Origin of the sequence: Stenotrophomonas sp. GD03819 (assembly GCF_029841665.1) — a bacterium.
In the GTDB taxonomy this organism is placed as follows: Bacteria; Pseudomonadota; Gammaproteobacteria; order Xanthomonadales; family Xanthomonadaceae; genus Stenotrophomonas; species Stenotrophomonas geniculata.
Genome location: NZ_JAOCEW010000028.1, coordinates 16,394 through 41,654, shown reverse-complemented (window position 1 = coordinate 41,654; position 25,261 = coordinate 16,394). Strand labels below are relative to the sequence as shown.

Annotated in this window: 20 protein-coding genes; 12 read left to right on the top strand and 8 right to left on the bottom strand. The window is 67.0% G+C overall.

Translation table 11 applies throughout. From position 1 onward, the window contains the following. Nucleotides 1–12: 12 nt before the first annotated feature. Nucleotides 13–1,626 carry an ATP-binding protein gene (locus N5D45_RS16470; RefSeq protein WP_164193746.1) on the bottom strand — a complete coding sequence of 538 codons (1,614 nt, stop codon included), beginning with the start codon at nt 1,624–1,626 and terminating at the stop codon, nt 13–15. A 405-nt stretch (nt 1,627–2,031) separates the two neighbouring features. Here N5D45_RS16470 and sucC point away from each other — a divergent pair, with 405 nt between their 5' ends. The 3 genes from sucC to N5D45_RS16455 all read left to right on the top strand — a co-directional run bounded on the left by sucC (nt 2,032) and on the right by N5D45_RS16455 (nt 5,956). After that, nucleotides 2,032–3,201, top strand: a complete 1,170-nt coding sequence (sucC, locus tag N5D45_RS16465) for an ADP-forming succinate--CoA ligase subunit beta (protein WP_004154430.1) — start codon at nt 2,032–2,034, stop codon at nt 3,199–3,201. Between the two features lie 20 nt (nt 3,202–3,221). Continuing rightward, entirely contained in the window at nt 3,222–4,097 is an 876-nt protein-coding gene (gene sucD / locus N5D45_RS16460; RefSeq protein ID WP_005410793.1) for a succinate--CoA ligase subunit alpha, read from the top strand. 224 nt (nt 4,098–4,321) lie between these two features. Continuing rightward, nucleotides 4,322–5,956, top strand: a complete 1,635-nt coding sequence (locus tag N5D45_RS16455; RefSeq protein WP_279939294.1) for an NAD+ synthase — start codon at nt 4,322–4,324, stop codon at nt 5,954–5,956. Between the two features lie 120 nt (nt 5,957–6,076). On the opposite strand, the gene N5D45_RS16450 is transcribed toward N5D45_RS16455, so the two are convergent. Together N5D45_RS16450 and N5D45_RS16445 are read right to left on the bottom strand one after the other, a co-directional pair. After that, nucleotides 6,077–7,276 (bottom strand): lipase family protein, encoded by a 1,200-nt coding sequence (locus tag N5D45_RS16450; protein ID WP_279939293.1) that lies wholly within the window; start codon nt 7,274–7,276, stop codon nt 6,077–6,079. A gap of 190 nt (nt 7,277–7,466) precedes the next feature. After that, nucleotides 7,467–8,354, bottom strand: coding sequence for an outer membrane protein assembly factor BamD (locus tag N5D45_RS16445; RefSeq protein WP_029379759.1), 888 nt, complete (start codon nt 8,352–8,354; stop codon nt 7,467–7,469). Nucleotides 8,355–8,468: 114 nt separating this feature from the next. Between N5D45_RS16445 and rluD the strand changes: the two genes are divergently transcribed. Genes rluD through N5D45_RS16425 form a run of 4 tightly spaced genes read left to right on the top strand, consistent with a single transcriptional unit; the run spans nt 8,469 to nt 11,167 of the window. After that, nucleotides 8,469–9,458 (top strand): 23S rRNA pseudouridine(1911/1915/1917) synthase RluD, encoded by a 990-nt coding sequence (gene rluD, locus N5D45_RS16440; protein ID WP_010481528.1) that lies wholly within the window; start codon nt 8,469–8,471, stop codon nt 9,456–9,458. After that, nucleotides 9,458–10,228: a peptidoglycan editing factor PgeF gene (gene pgeF / locus N5D45_RS16435; RefSeq protein ID WP_109814728.1), complete on the top strand. Its 771-nt coding sequence runs from the start codon at nt 9,458–9,460 to the stop codon at nt 10,226–10,228. The genes rluD and pgeF overlap by 1 nt, the downstream gene beginning before the upstream one ends. Before the next feature lie 20 nt (nt 10,229–10,248). Next, entirely contained in the window at nt 10,249–10,755 is a 507-nt protein-coding gene (locus tag N5D45_RS16430) for a DUF4166 domain-containing protein (RefSeq protein WP_019338720.1), read from the top strand. Further along, nucleotides 10,730–11,167: a thiol-disulfide oxidoreductase DCC family protein gene (locus N5D45_RS16425; RefSeq protein ID WP_164193738.1), complete on the top strand. Its 438-nt coding sequence runs from the start codon at nt 10,730–10,732 to the stop codon at nt 11,165–11,167. The genes N5D45_RS16430 and N5D45_RS16425 overlap by 26 nt, the downstream gene beginning before the upstream one ends. 72 nt (nt 11,168–11,239) lie before the next feature. On the opposite strand, the gene otsA is transcribed toward N5D45_RS16425, so the two are convergent. The 4 genes from otsA to N5D45_RS16405 all read right to left on the bottom strand — a co-directional run bounded on the left by otsA (nt 11,240) and on the right by N5D45_RS16405 (nt 17,782). Continuing rightward, nucleotides 11,240–12,604, bottom strand: coding sequence for an alpha,alpha-trehalose-phosphate synthase (UDP-forming) (otsA, locus tag N5D45_RS16420; protein WP_049413347.1), 1,365 nt, complete (start codon nt 12,602–12,604; stop codon nt 11,240–11,242). Then, nucleotides 12,601–14,382, bottom strand: coding sequence for a glycoside hydrolase family 15 protein (locus N5D45_RS16415; protein WP_049481918.1), 1,782 nt, complete (start codon nt 14,380–14,382; stop codon nt 12,601–12,603). Before N5D45_RS16415 ends, otsA begins: the two co-directional genes overlap by 4 nt. A gap of 39 nt (nt 14,383–14,421) precedes the next feature. Beyond that, nucleotides 14,422–15,180 carry a trehalose-phosphatase gene (otsB, locus tag N5D45_RS16410; protein WP_010481547.1) on the bottom strand — a complete coding sequence of 253 codons (759 nt, stop codon included), beginning with the start codon at nt 15,178–15,180 and terminating at the stop codon, nt 14,422–14,424. Nucleotides 15,181–15,346: 166 nt separating this feature from the next. Then, complete coding sequence (locus N5D45_RS16405; RefSeq protein ID WP_164193732.1) at nt 15,347–17,782, bottom strand: TonB-dependent receptor; 2,436 nt, start codon at nt 17,780–17,782, stop codon at nt 15,347–15,349. Between the two features lie 214 nt (nt 17,783–17,996). Between N5D45_RS16405 and N5D45_RS16400 the strand changes: the two genes are divergently transcribed. From N5D45_RS16400 to N5D45_RS16385, 4 genes are all read left to right on the top strand, one after another. Beyond that, the gene (locus N5D45_RS16400; RefSeq protein WP_164193729.1) at nt 17,997–18,479 is read left to right on the top strand and encodes a DUF3574 domain-containing protein; all 483 of its coding nucleotides are present in this window, start codon (nt 17,997–17,999) and stop codon (nt 18,477–18,479) included. Between the two features lie 36 nt (nt 18,480–18,515). Then, the gene (locus tag N5D45_RS16395; RefSeq protein WP_164193727.1) at nt 18,516–19,373 is read left to right on the top strand and encodes an SH3 domain-containing protein; all 858 of its coding nucleotides are present in this window, start codon (nt 18,516–18,518) and stop codon (nt 19,371–19,373) included. Nucleotides 19,374–19,482: 109 nt separating this feature from the next. Then, the gene (locus N5D45_RS16390) at nt 19,483–21,201 is read left to right on the top strand and encodes a thiamine pyrophosphate-dependent enzyme (RefSeq protein ID WP_164193724.1); all 1,719 of its coding nucleotides are present in this window, start codon (nt 19,483–19,485) and stop codon (nt 21,199–21,201) included. Between the two features lie 610 nt (nt 21,202–21,811). Further along, nucleotides 21,812–23,422, top strand: a complete 1,611-nt coding sequence (locus tag N5D45_RS16385) for a hypothetical protein (RefSeq protein ID WP_164194032.1) — start codon at nt 21,812–21,814, stop codon at nt 23,420–23,422. A 27-nt stretch (nt 23,423–23,449) separates the two neighbouring features. Here N5D45_RS16385 and N5D45_RS16380 read toward each other — a convergent pair whose 3' ends face one another. After that, nucleotides 23,450–24,160, bottom strand: coding sequence for a glutathione S-transferase (locus N5D45_RS16380; RefSeq protein WP_279939289.1), 711 nt, complete (start codon nt 24,158–24,160; stop codon nt 23,450–23,452). A 170-nt stretch (nt 24,161–24,330) separates the two neighbouring features. Between N5D45_RS16380 and N5D45_RS16375 the strand changes: the two genes are divergently transcribed. Further along, entirely contained in the window at nt 24,331–25,152 is an 822-nt protein-coding gene (locus N5D45_RS16375; RefSeq protein WP_279939288.1) for a DUF3014 domain-containing protein, read from the top strand. Nucleotides 25,153–25,261: the final 109 nt, after the last annotated feature.

Genomic DNA, 25,261 nt, shown 5'->3' with positions numbered 1-25,261 from the left:
ACAGATCTGGGATCAGGTGGGCAACAGCGTGTGCGGGCCGGGCAGCACCAGGCGGAAGCAGGAGCCGCCTGCCGGCACTGGGATGTAGTCGAGCCGTGCCTGGTTGGCGCGGCACAACTCGCGGGCGATATACAGGCCCAGGCCGGTGCCGTGCTCGGAGGTGGTGAAGAACGGACGGAACAGCTGTGCGGCCACACTCTCGGGAATGCCGGGGCCACGGTCCATCACGTCGATCACCGCGCTGCGTTCGTGTTGTGCCACGCGCAGGCGCACCCGCGCCGGCTGCTGGCCGATGCGGCCGTACTTCAATGCGTTGTGCACCAGCACGGTGAGCACCTGGTACAGGTGCTTGGTATCGACCTGCGCCATCACCGCCGTGTCGCTGATGATCGGTTCGATGCTGTCGGTCTCCAGCGTCTGGCCCTGCTTGTACTCCAGCACGAAGCGGCGCACGAAGGCGACCAGGTCCACGTTCTCGGGCGTGGCGCGTTCGCGCCGTGCCAGCCCCAGCACGCTCTCGACGATGCCGTTGGTGCGCTGGCATTGCTGGCGGATGATCTGCAGCAGGCGGCGGTCGCTTTCGTTGAAACCGGTCCCTTCTTCCAGCAGCTGCACGGCGTAGTTGATTGCCGCCAGCGGGTTGCGGATTTCATGGGCAAGGCTGGCCGAGAAGCGGCCCATTGCCGACAGAGTGAGCGATTCGGCGCGCCGGGAGACCACGCTGGAATCGTCCAGGAACACCAGGGCCAGCTCGCTGCCGGCCAGCAGGCGGGCGAAGCGTGGTTGCACTTCGGGCTGGTCGGGGTTGAGTTGCAGCGGCAGTTCGTCCTGCGCCCAGCCGTTGCGCCAGCGCTGCAGGCGGCGCGCCAGTTCCGGCGCGGCACTGGCCAGATCCAGGCGTCCTGTCTCACCGATGCCGTCGTTGTCGCCGAGCAGCATCGAGGCCGCTTCATTGGCCAGGGTGATGCGGTTGTCGGCGTCCACCACCAGCACGCCGGTGCGCATGCGGCGGATGATCAGTTCGTTGATCTGGAACAGGTTGGCCACTTCGTCGCCGCGCTGGTTGGCCAGCTGCTGGTTGCGGCGCGCGCGGTTGCCTACCTGGTAGCTGATGAAGGCCAGCGCCAGGTAGCTGGTGGCGAACATGGCCAGCTCGGCCAGCGTGCGGGTGGGGTCGCCGCCTTCGAGCACCTTCCAGAGGTATTCGGTACCGGTGGCCAGGCTGGCGACGATTGCCAGGCTCAGGCCCCAGCTCAATGGCAGCAGGGTGGCGGCAGCGGCGATGTTGAACAGCAGCGACATCGAGATGCCGGCGCTGGCACCGGGCAGGGCATGCGCCAGCAGGGTGGCGGCGATGATGTCCACCAGCACGCTGCTGACCACGATCGGGCGCAGCCAGCGTTCGTTGCGGCCGATCGCCAGGGCCAGCAGCGACAGCAGCAGATAGATGGCCGCGACGGTATCGGCCAGGCGCGGGTGATGGGCCTCGCCGACCATGCCGGACAGGGGGCTGTAGAGCAGGCCGGCGATGACCGCGGCGATCAGCACCCGGTACAGCGCGAAGAAGTACAGCTCACGCCGCGGAATCGATTCGATGCGGTCGATCAATGAAGCACTGGGTGACACGCCGGAACTCCCCTTCTGGCTGCCTGGGTCTGGAATCTGCGGCGGTCCTGCCTGGCATCCCCTGAAGCCGGGCGGGTACGTCGCTTCTCTGTGGCCTGCGGTGGAAGCAGCCGGGCAGGCCCGACACTACACACCTTGGTTGACCAGTATAGGGCCCCCGGCAGGGCGCCGCCGGAGCCGCCCGGATCGCGCATTTGGCCCGCCGTGGATACCGGTGGCCAACGGCGGCCCGGGCGCAACTGCCTGAATGACGGTGGAAATCTGGCCGGGTCTGGCGTTTTGTACAGACTTCTTTGCGCCCCGGCGCTCGCTCGGCCACAATAGTGGGCCCGCCGCGGTCCATGCCGGCGCCCCGCCGGGGCCCTGAGGAATTGCGTGCGGTCGTTCCTATTCCCACGGTGACGCATGAATTTCCACGAATACCAGTCAAAACAACTGCTTGCCGAGTACGGCATCCCGGTCCCGGCCGGCAAGGTCGCTGCGACCCCGGACGAAGCGGTTGCCGCTGCCAACTCCCTGGGCCAGGGCCCCTGGATGGTCAAGGCGCAGATCCACGCTGGCGGCCGCGGCAAGGCTGGCGGCGTCAAGTTCTGCAAGACCACCGACGACGTGAAGGCCGCTGCGGCCAAGATGCTCGGCACCAAGATGGCCACCTACCAGACCGCAGGCGTTGAACTGCCGGTCAACCTGGTGCTGGTGACCACCGCCGGCGAGATCGTCAAGGAACTGTACCTGTCGGTGCTGGTCGACCGTGGCACCAAGACCATCACCTACATCGCCTCTTCGGAAGGCGGCGTGGAAATCGAGCAGGTCGCTGCTGAAACCCCGGAGCTGATCCACTCGCTGAACGTCGACTTCGTCGAAGGCGTGCAGGGTTACCACGGCCGTGATTTCGGCTTCAAGCTGGGCCTGACCGCCAAGCAGGCCGGCCAGTTCGCCAGCATCATGGTGAACCTGTACCGCCTGTTCAACGAAAAGGACCTGGCCCTGGTTGAAATCAACCCGCTGGCCATCCTGGACGACGGCAACCTGTACGCGCTGGACGGCAAGTTCGACAGCGACGACAACGCCGCGTTCCGCCAGAAGGCCCTGGTCGCCATGCGCGACAAGACCCAGGAAGATCCGACCGAAGTGATCGCTTCGGAGCTGGACATCAACTACGTCACCATGGACGGCAACATCGGCTGCATGGTGAACGGCGCCGGCCTGGCCATGGCCACCATGGACGTCATCAAGCTCAACGGCGGCGAGCCGGCGAACTTCCTGGACGTGGGCGGCGGTGCCAACAAGCAGCGCGTCATCGAAGCGTTCAAGCTGATCCTGTCCTCGGACAAGGTTGAAGGCATCTTCGTCAACATCTTCGGCGGCATCGTCCGCTGCGACATGATTGCCGAAGGCATCATCGCCGCCGTGAAGGAAGTGGGCGTCAAGGTTCCGGTCGTGGTGCGCCTGGAAGGCACCAACGTGGAAGAAGGCAAGCAGCTGCTGCGCGACAGCGGCATGGCCATCATCCCGGCTGACAACATCAACGATGGCGCCAAGAAGATCGTTGAAGCTGTCAAGAACGCTGCCTGATTCGACACCAAGGAATTCCCATGTCTGTTTTGATTAACAAGAACACCAAGGTGATCGTGCAGGGCTTCACCGGCCAGCAGGGCACCTTCCACGCCACTCAGATGATCGAGTACGGCACCCAGGTTGTTGGCGGCGTGACCCCGGGCAAGGGTGGCACCACCCACATCGACCTGCCGGTCTTCAACACCGTTGCCGACGCCGTGCAGAGCACCGGCGCCAACGCTTCGGTCATCTACGTGCCGCCGCCGTACGCGGCCGACGCGATCCTGGAAGCCGCTGCTGCCGGCATCAAGGTCATCGTCTGCATCACCGAAGGCATCCCGGTGCTGGACATGCTGCGCGTCAAGAACGTGCTGACCCGTTCGCATCCGGATACCGTGCTGATCGGGCCGAACTGCCCGGGCGTCATCACCCCGGGTGAGTGCAAGATCGGCATCATGCCGGGCCACATCCACCAGCCGGGCAAGATCGGCATCGTGTCGCGCTCGGGCACCCTGACCTATGAAGCGGTCAAGCAGACCACCGAAGTCGGCCTGGGCCAGTCCACCTGCATCGGCATCGGTGGTGACCCGATCAACGGCCTGAACTTCGTCGACTGCCTGAAGCTGTTCAACGAAGACCCGCAGACCGAAGGCATCATCATGGTTGGCGAAATCGGCGGTGACGCCGAAGAAGCCGGCGCCGAGTACATCAAGAACCACGTGAAGAAGCCGGTCGTCGGTTTCATCGCCGGTGCGTCGGCTCCGGCCGGCAAGCGCATGGGCCACGCCGGTGCGATCGCCTCGGGCGGCAAGGGCACGGCCGAAGGCAAGTTCGCCGCCATGGAAGCTGCCGGTGTCGTCACCGTCCGCTCGCCGGGCGACCTGGGCGCTGCCATCGCCAAGCTGGTGAAATAAGAACGACTGCCTCTGGCAGCCGATTCTGTAGAGCCGAGCCCGCGCTCGGCTTGCTTTGGAAAAGCCGCCCTCGGGCGGCTTTTCTGCGTCTGGCGGCCGCCTGGTCGGCCCATCCACGCATGGTGGGGATCTACTGAGCCAGGGCTGTCCACGCAGTGAGCGCGCCCGGCGCGCGCATGGCGCAGCGCTACAATGGCGGCATTGCAACCACAGGCTGGATTCCCATGGCTTCGATCCGCATCGCGATGGCGCAGTTCGACTTCCCGGTCGGCGATGTCGCCGGCAACACCGAGCGCATCATCGAGATGATCGGCCAGGCGCGCGACGAGTACGGCGCCGAGCTGGTGATGTTCCCCGAGCTGGCGGTGAGCGGTTACCCGCCGGAGGACCTGCTGTTGCGCCCGGGCTTCCTGTACGAGTGCGAGCAGGCAATGACCCGCATCGCTGCCGCCTGCCGTGGCATCACCGCGGTGGTCGGCTGGCCGCAGGCGGCCGGCGCGGTGGTCTACAACGCTGCCAGCGTGCTGCGCGATGGCCTGGTGGAGCAGACCTACCGCAAGCGCGAGCTGCCCAACTACGCGGTGTTCGACGAGCGCCGCTACTTCGATGTCGATCCGGATGGCGGCAGCTGCGTGTTCGAGGTCAACGGTATTCCGGTGGGCCTGCTGATCTGCGAGGACCTGTGGTTCGCCGAGCCGTTGGCCGACACCGTGCGCGCCGGCGCGCAGCTGGTGGTGGTGCCGAATGCGTCGCCGTACGAGCGGGGCAAGCATGCCCAGCGCGATGCGGTGCTGGCCGCGCGCACCCGTGAGAGCGGGGCGGCGATTGCCTACCTCAACGTGGTCGGTGGCCAGGACGCGCTGGTGTTCGATGGCGCCTCGGTGGTGGCCGATGGCGACGGTACCGTGCACCCGGCCGCCGCCGCCTTCGTCGACCAGTGGCTGGTGGTGGAGTACGACGGTGAAACCCGCCGCTTCATGCCGCATGTGTGGATGGACGATGGCGACGAGAGCATGGACGCGCTGGCCTGGCGTGCCGTGACCCGTGGCATCCAGGACTACTGCCGCAAGAACGGCTTCAAGAAGGTGTGGCTGGGCCTGTCCGGTGGCATCGATTCGGCACTGGTGCTGGCCATGGCCGTGGACGCGATGGGCGCCGAGAACGTCACCGCCGTGCGGTTGCCGTCGCGCTATACCGCAGGCCTTTCCAACGACCTGGCGGCCGAGCAGTGCCAGGCACTGGGCGTGAAGCTGGAGGCGGTGTCGATCGAGCCGGCGTTCAAGGGCCTGATGGAATCGCTGGCGCCGATGTTCGAGGGCACCACGCCGGACGTGACCGAAGAGAATCTGCAGTCGCGCAGCCGTGGCGTGATCCTGATGGCGCTGGCCAACAAGTTCGGCGGCCTGCTGCTGACCACCGGCAACAAGAGCGAGTACGCGGTCGGTTACGCCACCATCTACGGCGACATGTGCGGTGGCTATGCGCCGTTGAAGGACCTCTACAAGACCGAGGTGTTCGGGCTGTCCAAGTGGCGCAACACCGTGGGCGGCGCACCGGTGATCCCGCCAGCGGTGATCAGCCGCCCGCCGTCGGCCGAACTGCGCGAGAACCAGCTGGACCAGGATTCGCTGCCGGCCTATGACGTGCTGGACGGCATCCTGTACCGCTATATCGACCAGGAGCAGTCGCGCACGGAGATCGTGGCGGCCGGTTACGACGCGACCGTGGTCGACCGTGTGCTTCGCCTGGTGCGCATCAGCGAGTGGAAGCGGCATCAGGCCGCGCCCGGGCCGAAGGTCTCGCGCCGGGCGTTCGGCCGTGAGCGTCGTTACCCGATCAGCAACGGCTACAAGGGCTGAGGCCCGGTCCATCAGACGACAGGGAGTGCCGGCCGATGGCCGGCAACCCGTTGGCCCTCTCCGGTGGGTGCGGACCCTGGTCCGCACGATGGTCGAAGATCATCCACGCATGGCGTGGATCTACCGGGCTTCGTCGAGCAGCTGTTCGAGGCCGGCGGTTTCCGCAGCGTCGCTGAAGTGGCCGCCCTCAAGCCGTGCACGCACAAATGCCAGGCCATCCGCCGCCGCCGCATCCAGCGTGCCGCGGTGGTCGACCGGGTAGCGGCGGAACGCGACCGGCTCGCCTCGCAGGGCCAGGCCTGCGGCGTACAGCAGCGTGGTCAGATAGGGCACATCGCGGTCCGCGCTGCCATGGCCCAGCATCAGTGGTTGGCTGAAGCCGCGGCGCGGTACGCCGAGATAGTCGTACAGCACCGCCCAGATGCCCGGCACGCTGGTCAGCGGTGCAGTGAACATGCTGCCGATATCCGCACCGTCCAGGGTGGCGGCCAGTTCGCCCAGGCACTGCTCACGTGCCACTGCCACGCGGGCGCGGCCGGTGTCGCTGAGGACGCGGTCGATCTGCGGCGCGACCTGCAGCAGGCCGTCGAGCAGATACGCGTGATACGCGTTGACTGCACCGGGATTGGGGCTGCGGTTGTCCGGTTTCATCACCAGCGCGGTCAACTCCACTGCCGTGGGCGTACCGGTGGTGAAGCTGCCACGGTAGTGCAACGCCGGCCCTCCATGGGTGGGGGCGATGTGGCCTGCCGTGAGCGCGGCCGCGCCACCCTGCGAATGGCCGACCGATACCCAGCGCGGTGACAGCGCGTTGCCCAGGTACTGGCGGCTGGCTTTGACGAGGTCGATGGCGTTGCGCGCGGCAGTGCGCACATGCAGATAGGCATGGTCACCTGGACTGCCAAGGCCCTGGTAGTCCGCAGCGACCACCGCATAGCCCTGCGCCAGGAATTGATCGAGGAAGCGCCCGTCGCGTTGGGGTTGGTAGGGGCCGGACACCGAGGGCGCACAGCGATCCGCGATGCCCTGGGTGCCATGTGCCCAGGACACCACCGGCCAGCCGCCTGCAGGCGCCGCGCCGGCGGGCAGGTACAGCAGGCCGGTGCCTTCGGCCAGCTGGCCGCGATGATCCGGGGTGCGGTAGTGCAGCTTGTAGGCCTGCGCGGCCTTGGACGGCACCCATGACGCGCGATAGGGGGCAGCAGACAGCAGGTCGCCCGGTGCAACCGGTGCGGCGGCCAGGGGGCCCGGGGACAGCGCCAGCAGGGCAGTGGCGAGGAGGCCGGCGAGAGGGCGGAAACGGCGGGGTAGTGGGGTCATGAGGCGCTCCTTCACGGCCGGGATGGCCGTTGCGCCGCAGTGTGGAGGGGCTCGCCCGCGCCGATTGGGACCGGCGTCGCATCCGCCGGGGATTCGTAGAATTCCTAGTGTCGTGGTCCATGGGCGCACGAACCCTCCACGCATGGCGTGGATAACCGACAAAGAAAAGGCCCCTTGCGGGGCCTTTTTCTTATTTCTTTTCCAGTCGCGCGTTGCGCTGGCCGGTGCTGGCGGACTTCTCGCCAGCGAACGGGTTCAGCTTGCGGATCATCCACGGGTACTTCGGCCACTTGCCTTCCAGCCACGGGTGGTCCGGCTGGTTCAGCTGCAGGACGCGGCGGGCGTCGTCGGCCAGGGTCTTGTTGCCCAGGTGGGTGTAGGAATCGGCCAGGACGGCGACGGCGTCGTACTGGAACGCGCTCTGCGGGTAGGTTTCCAGCAGGTAGTTGGCGCGGCCGGCGGCCGAGACCCAGGCGCCGCGGCGCATGTAGTACAGGGCGTTGTCGAGCTCGTGCTGGGCGAACACGTCACGCAGCTCCAGCATGCGCTGGCGCGCATCGGCGGCGTACCGGCTGTTCGGGTAGCGGTCCACCACGATGTTGAAGTCCGAATACGCTTGGTGCGGGGTGGACAGATCGCGGCGGCTGGCATCCAGTGACCATACGCGACGAAGGAAAACCGTACTGCGATTGGAGTTGGCCAGGCCGCGCAGGTAGTACAGGTACGCGATGTTGCGATGGGTCGGGTAGGTACGGATAAAGCGGTCGATGCTGGACACCGCGTCATCGTGCTTGCCGGCCTTGTACTGGGCGTAGGCGGTCTCGATCATCGCCTGCTCGGTGTATGGGCCGTACGGATACTGGGCCACCAGGCGGCGGAAGCTGGCTTCGGCGCCGCTCCAGTTGCCACCCTGCATCAGCTTGTGGCTCTTCTCGTACAACTGTTCGACCGGCGTCCCTTCATCGGGGCGATCGCCCTTCTTGGCACCACGGTGGCAGCCGGTGGCGGCGATGACCAGCACCAGCAGCAGGGCGGTGAGGCGGACGGGCGCGGAGAGCATGGCGGAGCGTCGGATCATGGGGTCGAGGCGGGACGCGGCTGGAATACGAAGGGTCGATGATAGCCTAGTGTCCTGTCCAGCGACTGAAACCGGCCGCCGGGACCCCAAAATTTCAAAGAATGCCCCCCTGCCATGTCTGAACAACCCTCTGAATCGGCCCGCCAGGCCATCGTCCCCGACACCGCTGCCGGCCGCCGTTTCGACGCCGTCGTGGCCGAACTGTTCCCCGAATACTCGCGGTCGCGCCTGACCGAGTGGATCAAAGCCGGTGAGGTCCTGCTGGACGGCGCCCAGGTGCGTCCGCGCGATCCGCTGCGCGGCGGCGAGGTGGTGACCCTCAACGTGGTGCTGGAAACCCAGACCGACGCCCAGCCGGAGGACATCCCGCTGGACGTGCTGTTCGAGGACGAGCACCTGCTGGTGATCAACAAGCCGGTCGGCCTGGTGGTGCACCCGGGCGCCGGCAACCACAGCGGCACCCTGGTCAATGCCCTGCTGTTCCGCGACCCTTCGGTGGCGGTACTGCCGCGCGCGGGCATCGTGCACCGCCTGGACAAGGACACCAGCGGCGTGATGGTGGTGGCCAAGACCCTGGAAGCGCAGACCGCGCTGGTCGAGCAGTTGGCCGCACGCGACGTGCACCGCCAGTACCTGGCCATCGTGATGGGCGCGCTGGTGGCCGGCGGTACCGCTGATGCCCCGATCGACCGCCACCCGCGCGACCGCCTGAAGATGGCCGTGCGCGAGGACGGCAAGGAGGCGATCACCCATTACCGCCTGCGCGAGCGCTTCCGTGCGCATACCGCGCTGGAGTGCCGCCTGGAAACCGGCCGTACCCACCAGATCCGCGTGCATATGGCGCACGTGCGCCATCCGATCATCGGCGACCCGCTGTACGGCGGTGCATTGAAGCTGCCCAAGGGCGCCAGCGACGAGCTGGTGGCCGCGCTGCGCGGCTTCAAGCGCCAGGCCCTGCACGCCGAGACGCTGGAGTTCACGCACCCGATCACCGGTGAGCCGGTGCGCAACACCGCGCCGGTGCCGGACGACATGCTGCACCTGATGAAGGTGCTGCGCGAAGACAGCGAAGCCTTCGCCGCGCGCGAGCGGGACCGCTGGTGATGGACGCCGCGCTGCCCTTGCTGCGGGCGGACTGGCCGGCGCCTCCGGGCGTCCATGCGCTGACCACGCGCCGGCACGGTGCGGGCATCTCGCCGGCGCCGTTCGCGCAGTTCAACCTGGGCAACCGGCACGCGGCCGATGGTGATACCCCCGCCAACGTCGAGCACAACCGCCAGCTGCTGCAGCAGGGGTTGGCGCTACCGTCGGCCCCGCACTGGCTGCGCCAGGTGCACAGCAGCACTGTGCTGCGCTTCAGCGCGCCGCCGGTGCCCGGCGCCAGCGAACCGGTGGCCGATGCCGCGGTGACCTCGGTGCCGGGCGTGGTGCTGGCGATCCTGACCGCCGACTGCCTGCCGGTGGTGTTCGCCGCCGCCGATGGCAGTGAGGTGGGCGCGGCCCACGCAGGCTGGCGTGGCCTGGCCGACGGTATGCTGGAGGCCACGGTGGCCGCCATGCAGACGCCGCCGGCGCAGCTGCGGGCCTGGCTGGGCCCGGCCGCCGGACCGGCCGACTACGAGATCGGCGAGGAGGTCTACCACGCCTTCGTCGGCCATGATCCGGCGGCCGAAGCGGCGTTCGTGGCGACGCGGCCGGGTCACTGGAAGGTCGATCTGTTCGCGCTGGCCCGCCAGCGCCTGCAGGCGGCGGGCATGGACCCGGCGCAGGTGCATGGCGGCACGGTGTCGACCATGGCCGATCCGGACCTGTATTCGCACCGGCGCGATCGTCGCACCGGGCGCATGGCAACCCTGGCCTGGATCGCGCCCTGACCACTCCGCTGTTCGCACGTGTGCTGGGGCCGGCCTTCGCCACCCTGGCCGCGCCGGTGCAGGCGCTGCATGCCGCGCCGTTGCCATGCCGCTACGTGGGGCAGGCGCGCATCGTGAGGGGGTGGCACTGGCTGGTGCCGCTGCTGGCTGCGTTGGCACGGTTGCCAAAGGACGGAGACGCGCTGCCGACCGAAGTGGCGTTCAGGGCACACGGGCAGGGCGAGCAGTGGGCGCGGCGTTTTGGGCGCTGGCCGATGGTGTCGCGGCTGTGGGCGCATGAGGGATACCTGCGCGAGCAGTTGGGCGCGGTGCGCTTCGAATTTGATCTGCAGGCCCGCGAAGGTGGCATCGACTGGTCTGTGCGGCGGGTCTGGGCCTTCGGGCTGCTGCCGCTGCCGAGGCGCTGGTTTGGTGGCGTGCGTTGCCGCGAAGCCTGGCAGGGTGAGCGCTACACTTTCCTGGTCGATGTGACGCTGCCCTGGGTGGGAGCACTGATCCGCTATGAAGGCTGGCTCGAACCGCAGTGAGGCCGCCGCCGAGGCTGGCAGCGCGGTGATCGTATTCGATGGCGTATGCGCGCTGTGCAACCGCTGGGTGCGCTTCCTGCTGCGCTTCGACCGCAGGGGGCGCTATCGTTTTGCGGCGATGCAGGGAGAGCATGGCAGTGCGCTGCTGCGCTCGCATGGGCTGGACCCGCAGGATCCGATGTCGTTCCTGCTGCTGGACGCGCAGGGCGCCTGGACCGATACCGATGCGATCCTGCGCGTGCTGGCGGGGCTGGGCGGCGCCTGGCGTTTGAGCGGCGTGCTGCGGGCAGTGCCGCGCGGCTGGCGTGATGCCGCGTATCGCGCGCTGGCACGCAACCGTTACCGCTGGTTCGGGCGGCATGACGCCTGTTACCTGCCCGCACCGGAGCAGGCCGCGCGGTTCCTGGATTGAAGAAAAAAGGGGACGGAGGGGATTAAGTCGTTTGTGCACAAACGACTTAATCCCCTCCGTCCCCTTTTTCCCTCAGCCTTCCAGCGCGTCGAGGTAGCTGCGGCGCCAGTGGTTGATGTCGTAGGTGCGCAGATGTTCCATCATCGCGTGCCAGCGCTCCTTGCGCCTGCTCAGCGACATCGTCGCTGCCGTGGCGATGGCGTCGGCCACGCCGTCCAGATCATGTGGGTTCACCAGCAGTGCCTGCTTCAGTTCGTCGGCAGCGCCGGCCAGCAGAGACAGCACCAGCACGCCGGGATCCTCCGGGTCCTGCGAGGCCACGTACTCCTTGGCCACCAGGTTCATGCCATCGCGCAGCGGCGTGACCAGGCCGACCGCCGCCGCCCGGTAGAAGCCGGTGAGCGTGGCATGGGTGAAGTTCTGGTTGACGTAGCGCAGCGGCGTCCAGTCCGGCTCGGCGTGGCCACCGTTGATGTGGCCGGCGATCTGTTCCAGCTGGCTGCGTAGCTGCCGGTACTCGGTGACGTCGCCGCGCGAGACCGGCGCGATCTGCAGGTAGGTCAGCGAGCCGCGCTGGTCGGGGTGGCGCTCAAGATAGCGCTCGAAGCCGAGGAAGCGCTCGGGCAGGCCCTTGGAGTAGTCCAGGCGATCTACGCCGATCGCCAGCTGGCGGTCACGCAGGCTGTTGCGCAGATTCTTCACCGCGGCCTTGGTGGCGGCGGTGCCGGCCTGGCGTGCGATCAGCTCGGTGTCGATGCCGATCGGGAAAGCCGCCGCACGGAAGCGGCGCCCGCCCGGTGCTTCCAGCTCGCCGTTGTCGAGTACGCGGCCACCACCGAACAGGCGCAGGTAGGTCTGGAAACGATCGGCGTCGCGCTGGGTCTGGAAGCCGACCAGATCGTAGGCGTACAGCGCGGAGAACAGTCGCAGGTGGTCGGGCATCGCCTGCAGCAGGTCGGCCGACGGCATCGGGATGTGCAGGAAAAAGCCGATGCGGCAGCCGATGCCGCGCTCGCGCAGCAGTGCGCCGAGCGGGATCAGGTGGTAGTCGTGGATCCAGACGATGTCATCCTCTCGCAGCAATGGCGCGAGCTTGTCGGCGAACAGCGCATTGACCTTGTGGTAGGTCTCGCGGGTGCCGCGGTCGTAGTCGACCAGGTCCAGCCGGAAGTGCAGCAGTGGCCACAGCGTGCGGTTGGCGAAACCATTGTAGTAGCCATCGACTTCGCGCTTGCTCAGGTCCATGGTGACGTAGTCGATGTCACCGTCCTTCTGCCGGTGCAGCGTGCCGCTGCCTTCCTTTACGGTCTTGCCGCTCCAGCCGAACCACAGGCCGCCGCGCTCCTTCAGGGCGGCCAGCAGGCCGACCGCCAAGCCGCCTGCGCGGTTCTCGCCGGGCACGGCCACACGATTTGATACCACGACCAGGCGACTCACGATGCCTCCTGCCAGGACCGCGACAGGCGCATCGCGGCGGTGATCAGGCCGACGTGCGAATAGGTCTGCGGGAAATTGCCCCAGGCCTCGCCACTGTCGAAGGCCAGATCCTCCGACAGCAGGCCCAGATGGTTGCGCTGCTTCAGCAGCAGCTCGAACATCTCGCGTGCTTCGTCCATGCGCCCGATTGCTGCCAGCGCATCGATGTACCAGAAGGTGCAGATGGTGAAGCTGGTTTCCGGCTCGCCGAAGTCATCCGGCGCGACATAGCGGTACAGCGAATTGCCATGCTTGAGGTCTCGGCCGATGGCATCGACGGTGGCAATGAAGCGCGCATCCAGCGCGTCGATGAAGCCGATATCGGCCAGCAGCAGCAGCGAGGCATCCAGCCGATGGCCACCGAAGGTATCGGTGAAGTGGCCCAGCTCCTCGCTCCAGGATTCGGCCATGATGCGCGCGTGGATGGTGTCGGCGCGCTCGCGCCAGTAGCGGGCGCGGTCATCACGCTTCAGGCGCACGGCGATCTTGCACAGGCGGTCGCACGCGGCCCAGCACATCGCGCTGGTATAGGTATGCACTTCGGTGCGGCCGCGGAATTCCCACAGGCCGGCATCGGGTACGTCATGCAGGGCGAACGCCTGTTCGCCCAGGGGCTCCAGGCGGGCGAAGGTGTGTGCATCACCCGGGTCCTGCAGGCGCCGGTCGAAGAACAGCTGCGTGGACGCCAGCACCACGCTGCCGTACACATCGTGCTGGCGCTGCACCCAGGCCAGGTTGCCGCGTCGCACCGGGCCCATGCCACGGTAGCCGGACAGGCTGGGTACTTCGTCCTCGTCCAGCTTGGCTTCGAAGCTGATGCCATACAGCGGCTGCAGCGTGCCGTCGGTGGTGGCCAGGTTGAAGATGTAGCCGAGGAACTGCTCCATCGTGCGTGTTGCGCCGAGGCGGTTCAGTGCGCGCACCACGAACGCGGCATCACGCAGCCAGCAGTAACGGTAGTCCCAGTTGCGTACGCTGCCGGGGGCTTCCGGAATGGAGGTGGTCATTGCCGCGATGATCGCGCCGCTGTCCTCGTACTGGCACAGCTTCAGGGTGATCGCACTGCGGATCACCGCGTCCTGCCATTCCAGCGGAATGGACAGGTAACGCACCCATTCGCGCCAGTAGTCGCGGGTGCGTTGGAAGGCTTCCTGCACATAGCCACTGATCGAGCGGTTGAGCGATTCATCCACGCCCAGGATCAGGTGGATGGGATGGTTGAGTACGAACGGCAGACCGTCGCGCACGAAGCGCACCGGTACATCGGTGGTCAGCCGCAGCACATGCTCGGGCAGGATCCAGCGCACATGGTTGCTGCCCCAGGTGGACTCCGGCACGCGCGCGCCCCAGTCCGCCAGTGGTCGCGCACGCACGGTGATGCGCGGACTGCCGGCCAGCGGACGCACCTGGCGGATCAGGCTGACCGGGCGATAGAAACGGTCGTTCTGGCGCCAGCGCGGGGCGAAATCGAGGATTTCCAGTTCGCCACCGTGCGCGTCGCGCAGGACGGTGCGCAGGATCGCGGTGTTGGTCAGGTATTCCTGCTCGCTGCTCGCGAAGTCCTCCAACTCGATGGCGAAGTCGCCACCGGTCTGCTGGTTGGGACCGAGCAGGGCACAGAAGGTGGGGTCGCCGTCGAAGGTGGGCAGGCAGCTCCAGACAACGCGGGCACGTTTGTCGACCAGGGCGCCGAAGCTGCCGTTGCCGACCACGCCCAGATCAAGATCGGGTTGGGTCATCACGCGGTACATCTCGGTTGCGGCCGTGGGGTGGCCGGGTCAATAGGCATTCTCACGCAGCCAGGCGTGCACGCTGCGTATGTCGGGCAGCGCGAACACCGCCTTGCTCGGTTCCCGCTCGCCCACCAGCACGCTCCAGCCATGCTGGACGTTGGCAGCGTCGAAGCCGAATTCATCGGTGAGGTCGTCACCGAGGAACACCGGCAGGCGGCCGCGGAAGGGCAGGTACTGCATCATCCGGCGCACGGCACGACCCTTATCGGTGCCGACAGGCACGAACTCGACCACATGGTCGCCAGGTTGCAGGCGGTAGCTGGCACGGCCACGCACGTGGCGGTCGGCGAAGGCGCGGACATCGCTGGCGGCATGCGGCGCGCCGCGCCAGTGCAGGGCCAGGCCGACGCCCTTGTCTTCCACCAGTACGCCGGGATGGCCGTGGGCGAAGCGCATCGCCTGCTGGTGCAGTGCGTGCAGCCACTCGGCGGTGTCGTCATCGTGTTCGTCACGCAGCACACGACCATCCTGGCCACGCAGTTCATGGCCGTGCAGGCCAGCGGCAGGCAGTTGCAGGGGAGCGAACAGTTGATCCAGCTGTTCAAGCGGGCGACCACTGACCAGTGCCACGGCACCTTCCAGGCGGTCGCTGATGCGGCCGATGGCTTCACGCACATCCGGCAGCAGCTGCACGGCATCCGGGCGCGCAGCGAATTCGATCAGGGTGCCGTCGACATCGAGGAACAACGCGCAGGCGTCGTCCAGCAATGGCGGTGGCGGACGCAGGGGGAGCGGTTCAGCCATGACGCCCAGCTTGCCAGCGTGGGCGTGTACGTGGGGTCGAGGGCAGGCTACGGCCTTGCTTCGGTGGGTGCCGACCGTGGGTCGGCACAAAGGGTCAGCCTGCATTGAACCCAGACAGTGCGGACCAACGGTCCGCACCCACCCAAGGCAATTACACCCAGAGCAATCAGAAGGTATAGCGAACGCGGCCGTAGTAGTAGGCGCCGTTGCTGCCGATCGGCGACAGCACGTCGTACGGCAGGTTGCCGAAGTAGTGGATATCGCTGTTGGATCGATCCGGGTAGTTGTCGGTCAGGTTCTGCCCGCCGATGGCCACGCTCCACTGCGGAGTGATGCGGTACTCGACTTCCGCATCCAGCTGCCACTCGGCCTGGTAGGTCTGGCGCGGGATGTAGCCGTCACCGAAGTTGAACACGCGGGTGGCGCTGCCATAGCGGTTCACACGGGTGCTCAGCGACCAATGGTCGTTGCTCCAGGCCGCCGAGAAACTGCCGCGGGTACGCGGCGTGGCATCGGTGAGCGTGTTGGTTTCTTCGATGCCGAACAGCACGTAGTCCGGGTTCAGCGCACGCAGCTGTGCCGGCGTGGCCAGCACGTTCTTCAGCGTGGTCTTGGTATACGCATAGGTGCCGGTCAGCAGCAGCTGGCCATCGCCCAGCGACTGGCGCCAGTTGGTCACCAGCTCGGCGCCACGGGTGCGGGTGTCGGCGGCGTTGACGAAGAAGCTGGCGCTCTGCAGGCCGGTGACGCCGTAATTGGCCGCCACATAGTCGGTCAGCGCATCACCGGTGATGCTCTCCGACAGCGCGATGCGATCGTCGATGTCGATCTGGAAGAAGTCCAGCGACAGGTCGAAGTGCTCGCCGATGCGGCTGGTGAAGCCCAGCGAGGTGTTGATCGACTTCTCCGGCTTCAGGTTCTGCGCACCCAGGCCACGCGCGATCGGATTGTTGACCGACAGCAAACGGCCCTGCACCAGCTGGCCGCCAGCGTTGTAGCCGGTGGAGGTGGACTCGTAGCCGATCTGTGCCAGCGACGGCGCACGGAAGTTGTTGGAGATGGCGCCACGCAACGCGAACGCCGGGGTGAATTCGTAGCGCAGGCCGAGCTTGCCGGTCAGTTCACCGCCGAAATCGTCGTTGTGCTCGTAGCGCGCGGCCAGATCGGTAGAGAACTTTTCGCCGAACTGGCTGGACAGGCTGGCATAGGCGCTGGCCACATCACGCGACAGGGTGGCTGCATCCTGCGGGGTCAGGCCGCCACCGGCCTGCGAACCGGTCGGGCGGTCGGTGAACGGGCCGGCCGCGTAGCTGGCCGGGTCACCGGGGCGGGTCTGGTAGCGCTCGTGGCGCGCTTCCACACCCAGGCCCAGGGTGTGGCTGATGCTCTCGCTCTGGGTGAACACGCGGCTCAGGTCGAGGTTGCCCACGGTCTGTGCGTACTCGTAATCGGCGGTCTTGAAGCGGGTCCGGCTGGTCGGGCCCAGCGAGGCGTTGAGCGAATCGCGCAGGCGGTAGGTGAAGTCGTTCTGGCCATAATCCAGGCTGCCGTCGTAGCTCCACTCGCCCCACTGCCCACGCACGCCGGCCACGGTCTGCACGTCGCGGTTCTCGCCTTCGGATATCGGCCGGTAACCGTTCGGATAGATCTGCTTCCAGTTGGCATCGCCATCGGGGTAGCGGAAGTAGTTCGCGCCTTCGGTATCCCGCTGGTTGAAGGTACCGAACGCGTAGAACGTCGAGGTCTGGCCCACCGGGATCTCGGTGTTCAGCCACAGGTTGATGTCCTTGCTCTTGCCATCGCCCAGCACGTAGTTGCGCTTGCCCTGCAATGCCAGGTTGTCCGGGGTCTGGTCCCACGGCGGAATCTGGTCGAAGCCGGCGCGGTTGGTGCCGTTGCGGTGCTTGTATTCCAGGCCGACGCGCAGGAAGCCACCGTCCTCGCCCAGCGAGGTGCCGACCTTGGCGCTGATGTTGCCGGTCTGGCCGTCGGTGAGGGTGCGGCCGATCGGCTTGAGGTCGGTGTGGTTGGCACCGTAGCTGGCCTCGATCTCGCCGCCGTCGCCGCCGTTGTCCAGGATCACGTTGATCACACCGGCGACCGCATCGGAGCCGTACAGCGCACCGGCGCCATCGCGCAGCACTTCGATGCGCTTGATTGCACTGACCGGAATCGAGTTGAAGTCGACCGGAGTGGTGCCCTTGCCGATCTTGCTGTCGGTGTTGACCAGCGCGGTGTGATGGCGGCGCTTGCCGTTGACCAGCACCAGCACCTGGTCCGGTGACAGGCCACGCAGCTGCGCGGCGCGCACGTGGTCGGCGCCGCCGGAGTTGGACTGGCGCGGGAAGTTGAACGACGGCAGCAGCGCCTGCAGCGCGCTGCCCAGCTCACCGTTGACCACGCCGGCCTTGCGGATGTCCTCGGCGGTGAGCACATCCACAGGCGAGGTGGACTCAAGCACGGTGCGGTCGGCGGCACGGGTGCCGGTGACGATCACCGTGTCCAGGTTGGTGGCGTCCTGGGCCAGGGCCGGGAGGGCGGCGGAGGAAAGCGCGAGGGCGATGGCGAGGCCGAGCGGCGACGCGGGCAGGCGGGCGGACATGGGGGCTCCAGCAACAACGACGACGGGGAAGGGGGAGATAGTTTCACTTACATCCATCCGGATGAAGCGATATATTATCTTCGCGTGATGGCCGGTGCCGATGCAAGCCCCTGCCGGTCCGGCATGAGTTGATGCCCTGTTGGCATCAGCACGCCGGGCCGGTGGCGCTGTACGCTGCCGGCTCGCCCTGTCCCCCTTCCCCGGAGCTGTACCGATGAAACACCTTGGCCTCGTCTTTGCCGTGCTGCTGGCCACCAGCGGTTGCGCCAGCCTGTCCTCGCAGGCGCCCAGCGCCTATGCCACGGCCACCACCGCCGAACTGAAGGGCGATGCCGCGCGCCCGTCCGATGGCCACGGCTGGGTGCGCAGCGAGCTGTACTTCGGCGTGGGCGAGGAGCAGGGCGCGGGCAACCGTCCGCAGGCCGACACCATCAGCGAGGCGCAGTGGCGCGCCTTCCTGGACAAGCAGGTGACCCCGCGCTTCCCGGATGGCCTGACCGTGTTCGATGCCTACGGCCAGTGGCTGTTCCGCGGCGATGCCGCGCCCAACCGCCTGCGCACCAAGGTGCTGGTGGTGCTGCATGAGGACACCCCGCAGCGTCGCGCCGATATCGAAGCGATCCGCCTGGCGTGGAAGCAGCAGACCCAGCATCAATCGGTGCTGTGGTCGCGGCAGCCGGTCGAGGTATCGTTCTGAGTTGAAGGTGCCGCCGTGGCGCTGCAGGGAGCGATGATGAAACACAGGGACTGCGTGTTGGGCGTGGCGCTGGCAGGACTGCTGGCACCGTCGGCGCAGGCGAGTGGCGACGACGGCGAAACGCTGCGATTCCAGGTGGCCGCGCACGTGCAGGCGCACGCCGATCCCCAACAGGATGGCAGCATCGCAGTGCAGCTGTCGCCGTCAGGAAAGCGCCAGACGCTGGCGGGCGCGGCGGATGCCGACGGCAATTCACGGTGGGGTCTGGAGGACGTCGATTTCGATGGCTACCCGGAGCTGGTCGCGCGCGCATCGGTGGGCATGGTCAACGAAGCGGTGGCGGTATACCGGTTCGATCCGGCCAGCGCTTCGTATCGCGTGCTGCAGGCCGACACCCACGACAAGGACAGTTGCGGTGACCTGATGGGGCTGAGCGTGGACGTTGCCACCCGCACCCTCACCAGCAGTTGCCGCAGCGGCCCGATGTGGTACGCCGACCAGTACCGGTTCGCGGGTGCGAAGCTCTACCTGTACCGCGCCGAGAGCGTGTTGATGCTGGGCGATACGTTGAACGCCGCGCTGCAGTGGGAACAGACCGAAGAACAGGGCCCTCTGGCGGTCTGGCGCACCTATGACCCCGCCGGCCGTGTGCTGGAGAGCGCCATTGCCGATGGCCTGGGTGCACCACCGGATGGGCCGTTGCGTGGTCAGCAGGCCACCGTGGTACCTGCGCGCCTGTTCCTGTTCGACCGGCCCGGTGCGTCCAGCACCAAGCGTTACCTCGTGCAGGGCGATCGCGTGGAAATGCTGGATGAACAGGACGGCTGGGTGAAGCTGCGCTACCGCAACCCGAAGCAGGGCGCGGTGTTGGGCTGGATCAACGTCAATGATTGACGAGACCTCTGCCCGCAGTTTGCACATCGAGGCGACGGGCGACGTGCCCACGGGGGCATCACTTCATCAGGTCTAGCCTCGGGCGTTCCCCCGTTCGAGGATGTATCCGATGAGCAAGCGCGTGGCCGAAATCGTGGTGGACGCCCTGCAGCAGGCCGGTGTCCGCCGTTGCTACGGCATCGTGGGCGATACGCTCAACCATGTGACCGATGCGATGCATGGCAGCGAGATCGCCTGGGTGCACGTGCGCCATGAAGAAGTGGCAGCGTTCGCTGCCGGCGCCGATTCGCTGGTGAGCGGCGAACTGACCGCCTGCGCCGGCTCCTGCGGGCCCGGCAGCCTGCATTTCATCAACGGCGTGTTCGAGAGCAACCGCAACCGCGCGCCGATGGTGCTGATCGCCAGTCAGGTGGTGACCAGCGAACTGGGCATGGAATTCCCGCAGGAAGTGGACTTCAAGGCGGTGTACGCCAGTTGTTCGGTGTTCTGCGAACAGGTACACAGCGCCGAACAGGCACGCCGCGTGGTCACGTTGGCCTGCCAGGCGGCGATCAGCCGCCGCGGCGTGGCGGTGGTGATCCTCCCGGCCGATATCAGCCAGGCCGAGGTGAAGCACGATGTGCCGTTCTCGGTGCACTACACCCAGCCGGTATTGCGTCCTTCCGACGCCGAACTGCAGCGTATCGCCGAGCTGCTGGGGCAGGGCAAGCGCATCGGCATCTACGCGGGTGCCGGTTGCCAGGGCGCGCACGCGCAGTTGCTGGAACTGGCCCGACGCCTGCAGGCGCCGATCGCGCACACCTCGCGCGCCAAGGACTTCGTCGAGCCGGACAACCCGTACAACATGGGCATGACCGGCATCTTCGGCATCGAGTCCGGCTTCCACACATTGATGGCGTGCGACACGCTGCTGCTGCTCGGCGCCGACTTCGCCTGGGGCCAGTTCTACCCGGACAAGGCCACGATCATCCAGGTCGACCGCGATGGCAGTCATCTGGGTCGCCGCCACCCGGTGAACCTGGGCGTGGTCGGTGATATCGCGCCGACGCTGGATGCCTTGCTGCCGATGCTGCCGCCGCGCGAGGACAGCAGTTTCCTGGACGAGTGCATCGAGCGTCGCGACAAGGCGCTGAAGAAGCGCGAACAGGAAGAACAGCCGGGTGAAGGCGAGCTGATCCACCCGCAGCACCTGACCGCGTTGTTGTCGAAGTATGCGACCGACGATGCGCTGTTCACCGCCGACGGCGGCTCGCCGATGGTCTGGGTGCTGCGGCATATCCGGGTGAATGGCCGCCGCCGCACGCTGACCAGCCTGCTGCACGGCACGATGGCCAACGCGATGCCGCAGGCGCTGGGCCTGCAGAAGGCGTTCCCGGGCCGCCAGGTGATATCGCTGTCCGGCGACGGAGGCCTGGCAATGCTGCTGGGCGACCTGCTGACGGCAGTGCAGGAAGACCTGCCGATCAAAGTGGTGGTGTTCAACAATGGCTCGCTGAACTTCGTCGAGCTGGAACAGAAGGTGGAAGGCCTGCTGGACAACTACACCGACCTGAAGAACCCGGACTTCGGTCGCCTGGCCGAGGTGATCGGCTTCCACGGCCGCACCGTGACCCGCAGCGAGGATCTGGAGGAAGCGGTGCAGGACTTCCTGTCGCAGCGTGGCCCGGCATTGCTGGACGTACACACCAGCCGCGCCGAGCTGGTGATGCCGCCACAGATCGAAGCCAAGCAGGTGGCCGGTACCGCGCTGTATGCGGCCAAGGCGGTGTTGAACGGCCGCTTCGACGACGTGAAGCATCTGCTGGTGGACAACTTCCTGAAGAAGTAGGGGGTGGTCGATGCAGGGCTGCGCCCTGCACCCGCTACGAGCCAGAGCCAGAGCAGAAGCGGGTTTCCTGAGGATGGCGGGGTGGGTCCGGTTGCGGGGGACGCTGCAAGTACGTCCATGTAAGCTCGATCGCGCCATCCATGGCGCTCACGCCCCCGCAACCGGACCCACCCCGCCTTCGACAGTTTCCTGCGATCTGTCGGTAGATCCACGCCATGCGTGGATAGCGTGGAAATGATCGAATTGTTCGTGTAGAGCCGAGCCATGCTCGGCTCAAAGCGAAGCGACCCGCTTTTGCTTTTGATCTTTTGATTCCTTTCCGTGGCTGGCACGCGCAGGAAACTGTGGGAGGCCGGTCGGGATGGGCTGCGCAGGACCGTTGGCGCCATGGATGGCGCCATCGAGCCCCCAGGGACGGGTTTACGGCGTGTCCTGCGCAGCCCATCCCGACCGGCTCAACTCGCAATGCCATTCGACTAACAGTCGACTCTACCCGCGCCCAGCCACGAGGGGCCCCGCCGTTGGCTGGAACCCATCATTCCACGACGGAATTGGCGCGCCGGCCCCGCTGGGCCTACCATCGGCGATCCCCACCCCCACCGCCCCTTCCATGTCCGCTCCCGCTTCCGCCGCACCGCGTCGCTGGTTCGTCTCCGGCGACTTCAACGGCTTCTTCGGCCTGGTCGTCGACAACCTCTCCATCCTCGGCTTCATCGCCATGGCCCTGGTCGGGATCTTCCAGTTCCCCGCCGATGTGGTGTTCGGCCGCATGTTCCCCGGCACGGCCTTCGGCGTGCTGGTCGGCAACCTGCTGTACACCCTGATGGCGCGCCGGCTGGCCGCACGTACCGGCCGCGACGATGTCACCGCCATGCCGCTGGGCCTGGATGCGCCGACCAGCATCGGCATGGCGCTGCTGGTGCTCGGCCCGGCCTTCCTCGTCTTCAAGCAGCAGGGCATGGACCCGCACGCAGCGGGCATCGCCACCTGGCAGCTGGGCATGGCCGCGCTGGTCATCATGGGCGTGCTCAAGTTCGTGCTGTCGTTCTTCGGCGAAGCGGTCACCCGCGCGCTGCCACGTGCGGCGCTGCTGGGTTCCATTGCCGGCATCGCGCTGGTGCTGATGGGCCTGCTGCCACTGCTGGAAACGCTGCGCTCGCCGCTGGTCGGCTTCACCACGCTGGGCCTGCTGCTGTATGTGCTGATCGCCAAGGGCAAGCTGCCGGTGCGTGGCCCCGGCGTGCTGCTGGCCTTCGTGTTCGGCACCGTGCTGTATTACGGCCTGGGCGTGGCCGGACTGGGTGCACCGGGCTTCCATGTGCCGGAATGGGTGCCACCGCAGGTGGTGCTGCCGCTGCCGACGCTGGGCTTCCTTGAAGGCCTGCCCACGGCGATGACCTACCTGCCGTTGCTGCTGCCGTTCGGCCTGCTGATGGTGGTCGGTGGCATCAACGTCTCCGAGAGCGCACGTGCGGCCGGCGATGACTATCGCACCCGTGACATCCTGCTGGTGGAAGCGGTGGCGACGCTGGTGGCCGGTGTCTGCGGCGGCGTTGCGCAGACCACGCCGTACATCGGCCAGCCGGCCTACAAGCACATGGGCGCACGCAGCGGCTATACGCTGCTGACCGGCCTGTTCGTCGGCATCGGCGGCATGCTCGGCATCATTTCCGGGCTGGTGCAGTGGCTGCCGCTGGCGGTGCTGGCACCGATCATCGTGTACGTGGCCATCGACATCACCACGCAGGCCTTCCAGGCCACGCCACGTCACCACACCGGTGCGATGGTGTTCGGTTTCCTGCCGTCCGTGGCCTACCTGCTGGCGATCAAGGCACCCGGCTGGATCGCCCCGGACCAGCTGCCGCAGCTGCTGACCAAGCTCGACGGCCACGGCCTGCCCGAGCTGGCGGTGATCTTCACCCTCGGCAATGGCTTCATCATCACCTCGATGCTGTGGATCTCGGCGGTGGCGGCGATGGTCGATGGACGCCTGCGCCGGGCCTGCGGTTTCCTGCTGGTGGCGGCGGTGCTGACGCTGTTCGGCCTGATCCACTCGGTGGACCCGCGCGGTGGCATCTACCTGCCGTGGGATCTGGAAGGCCTGGCGCGCATCATCAGCTGGCAGTTCGCAGGCGCGTATGTGGCACTGGCGGTACTGCTGGGGTTGCTGTCGTTGCAGAAGCAGCCGGTGAAGCCGCTGGGTGAAGGCACCGATCATTGACCGGGGGACGCCGGGCATGGCCCGGCGCTACCGTTCGGCGTCCAGCTCCGGGTAATGGCGGAAAATGCCATTCGTGTTGAACGCCAGCCGCCGTTCCGAGCCCAGGTAGGCGGCGATGTTCGGCCGCTTCGCCACCCGCTCCTGCAGCGCACGCAGCAGGGGCAGGGTCGGCGCCAGTGCCTGCATGCGGCGCGGGAACATGTAGTCCAGCCCACTCAGCAGCTGGAACAGCGACAGATCCACATAGGAATGCTCGCGCAATGCATGTCGGCCTCCGTTGGCGGCCAGCACCTGTTCGAAGTAACCAAGGAACTTCGGCAACCGTTCGCCGCGCAGCGACGTGGCCCGGGCCTTGTCTTCGGTCTTCTGGTCTTCGTAGTACTTCGATGCGGCGATCGGATGGTGGGTGTCATGTACCTCTGCCACCAGGTCGGCGATGGTCAGCTGCAACTGCAGTGCCTGCATCCGCCGCGAGGCCGCTTGCGGCACCAGGTCCAACGTCGGGCCGAGAAAATCCAGGATGGCCGCGACCTGCGCGATGACCTGTCGCCCGGCCTTCAGGAACGGCGGTGCGAAGGGCTGCGCACCTTCGCTGCCACCGTCGAGGAACGGCTGCATCACTGCATCGCCGTGCACCCGCGCCATGTCGATGTAATCGGCGCCGGCATCTTCCAGCGCCAGGCGCACGAACTCGCCACGGCCCTGGATGCCAGTCCAGTAATACAGCGCGTACTGCATGGCAGTGCCTCCACAGGACAAGACCCACAGCCTCGCGCGTGGCGTGCAAAGCAGGCGTGAGCGCGGCTCTGCTGCAGGTCCGAACCCGAACGGCAGCGGAACAGGTGGGGAACCCGCTGGAATCGGTGGGGTCACACCCTCTCCATGCGTGTGAAATGAGGTGCTGCGTCATGCAGAGTGGAAAGGCGATATGGCCCTGGGTGTTGGGTGTGATGGTGATCGGTGGCGCGGGCGGTTGGTTGTTCCGCGATCAGCTGAAGCGCCTGGCAGACGGTGTCTCGGTGCCGGTGCAATCAACCCCCTCCAGTACCAGTACACCGCCACAACCGCAGGCGGCCGCAGAACCCGCGCCAGCGCCACCGCCGATCAAGCATCCGCTGGATACCGAGGCCGCAGCCGATCCGGCGCTGCCGAAGCTGGCTGACAGCGATGCCGCTGCCTGGGGCGCACTGAGCCAGCTGTTCCAGGGCGAGGGCCCGCTGACCCTGTTGCTGCGCGATCATCTGATCCAGCGCCTGGTCACCCAGGTCGACAACCTGGACAAGCCCAGCGTGCCGCCGACCGCGCTGGCCGCGCGGCCGCTGCCGGGCAACCTGCAGGTCGAGCCGGGCGAGGGTGGCGAACGCATCGCCGCCAGCAACGCGGCGCGCTATGCGCCCTACGTGCAGGCATTTACCGCGCTCGACCCGGCGGCAACGGCCACCGCCTACAAGCGCTTCTATCCGCTGATCCAGCAGGCCTACGTCGACCTGGGCCGGCCTGAGGGCTACTTCAACGACCGTCTGGTGGCGGTGATCGACCATCTGCTGGAGACCCCGGAACTGGCGCAGGCACCGTTGGTGCAGCGTGATGAGCGCGGTCGCTACCGCTTTGTCGATTCCACCCTGCAGTCGCGCTCGATCGGCCAGAAGGCGCTGTTGCGTATGGACCCGGCACAGGCCCGGGCGGTCAAGCAGCAGTTGCGGGCGATCCGCACCGCGATCACCCGCTGAGCCCGTCCATCGCGGAACTGATCGGGATCAACGCGCCGACCACACCCACTCCGGCATGCTGGCCGCAGGCTGACTGGCCTCGGGGTGCAGTCGCAGTCACCCTTGAAAC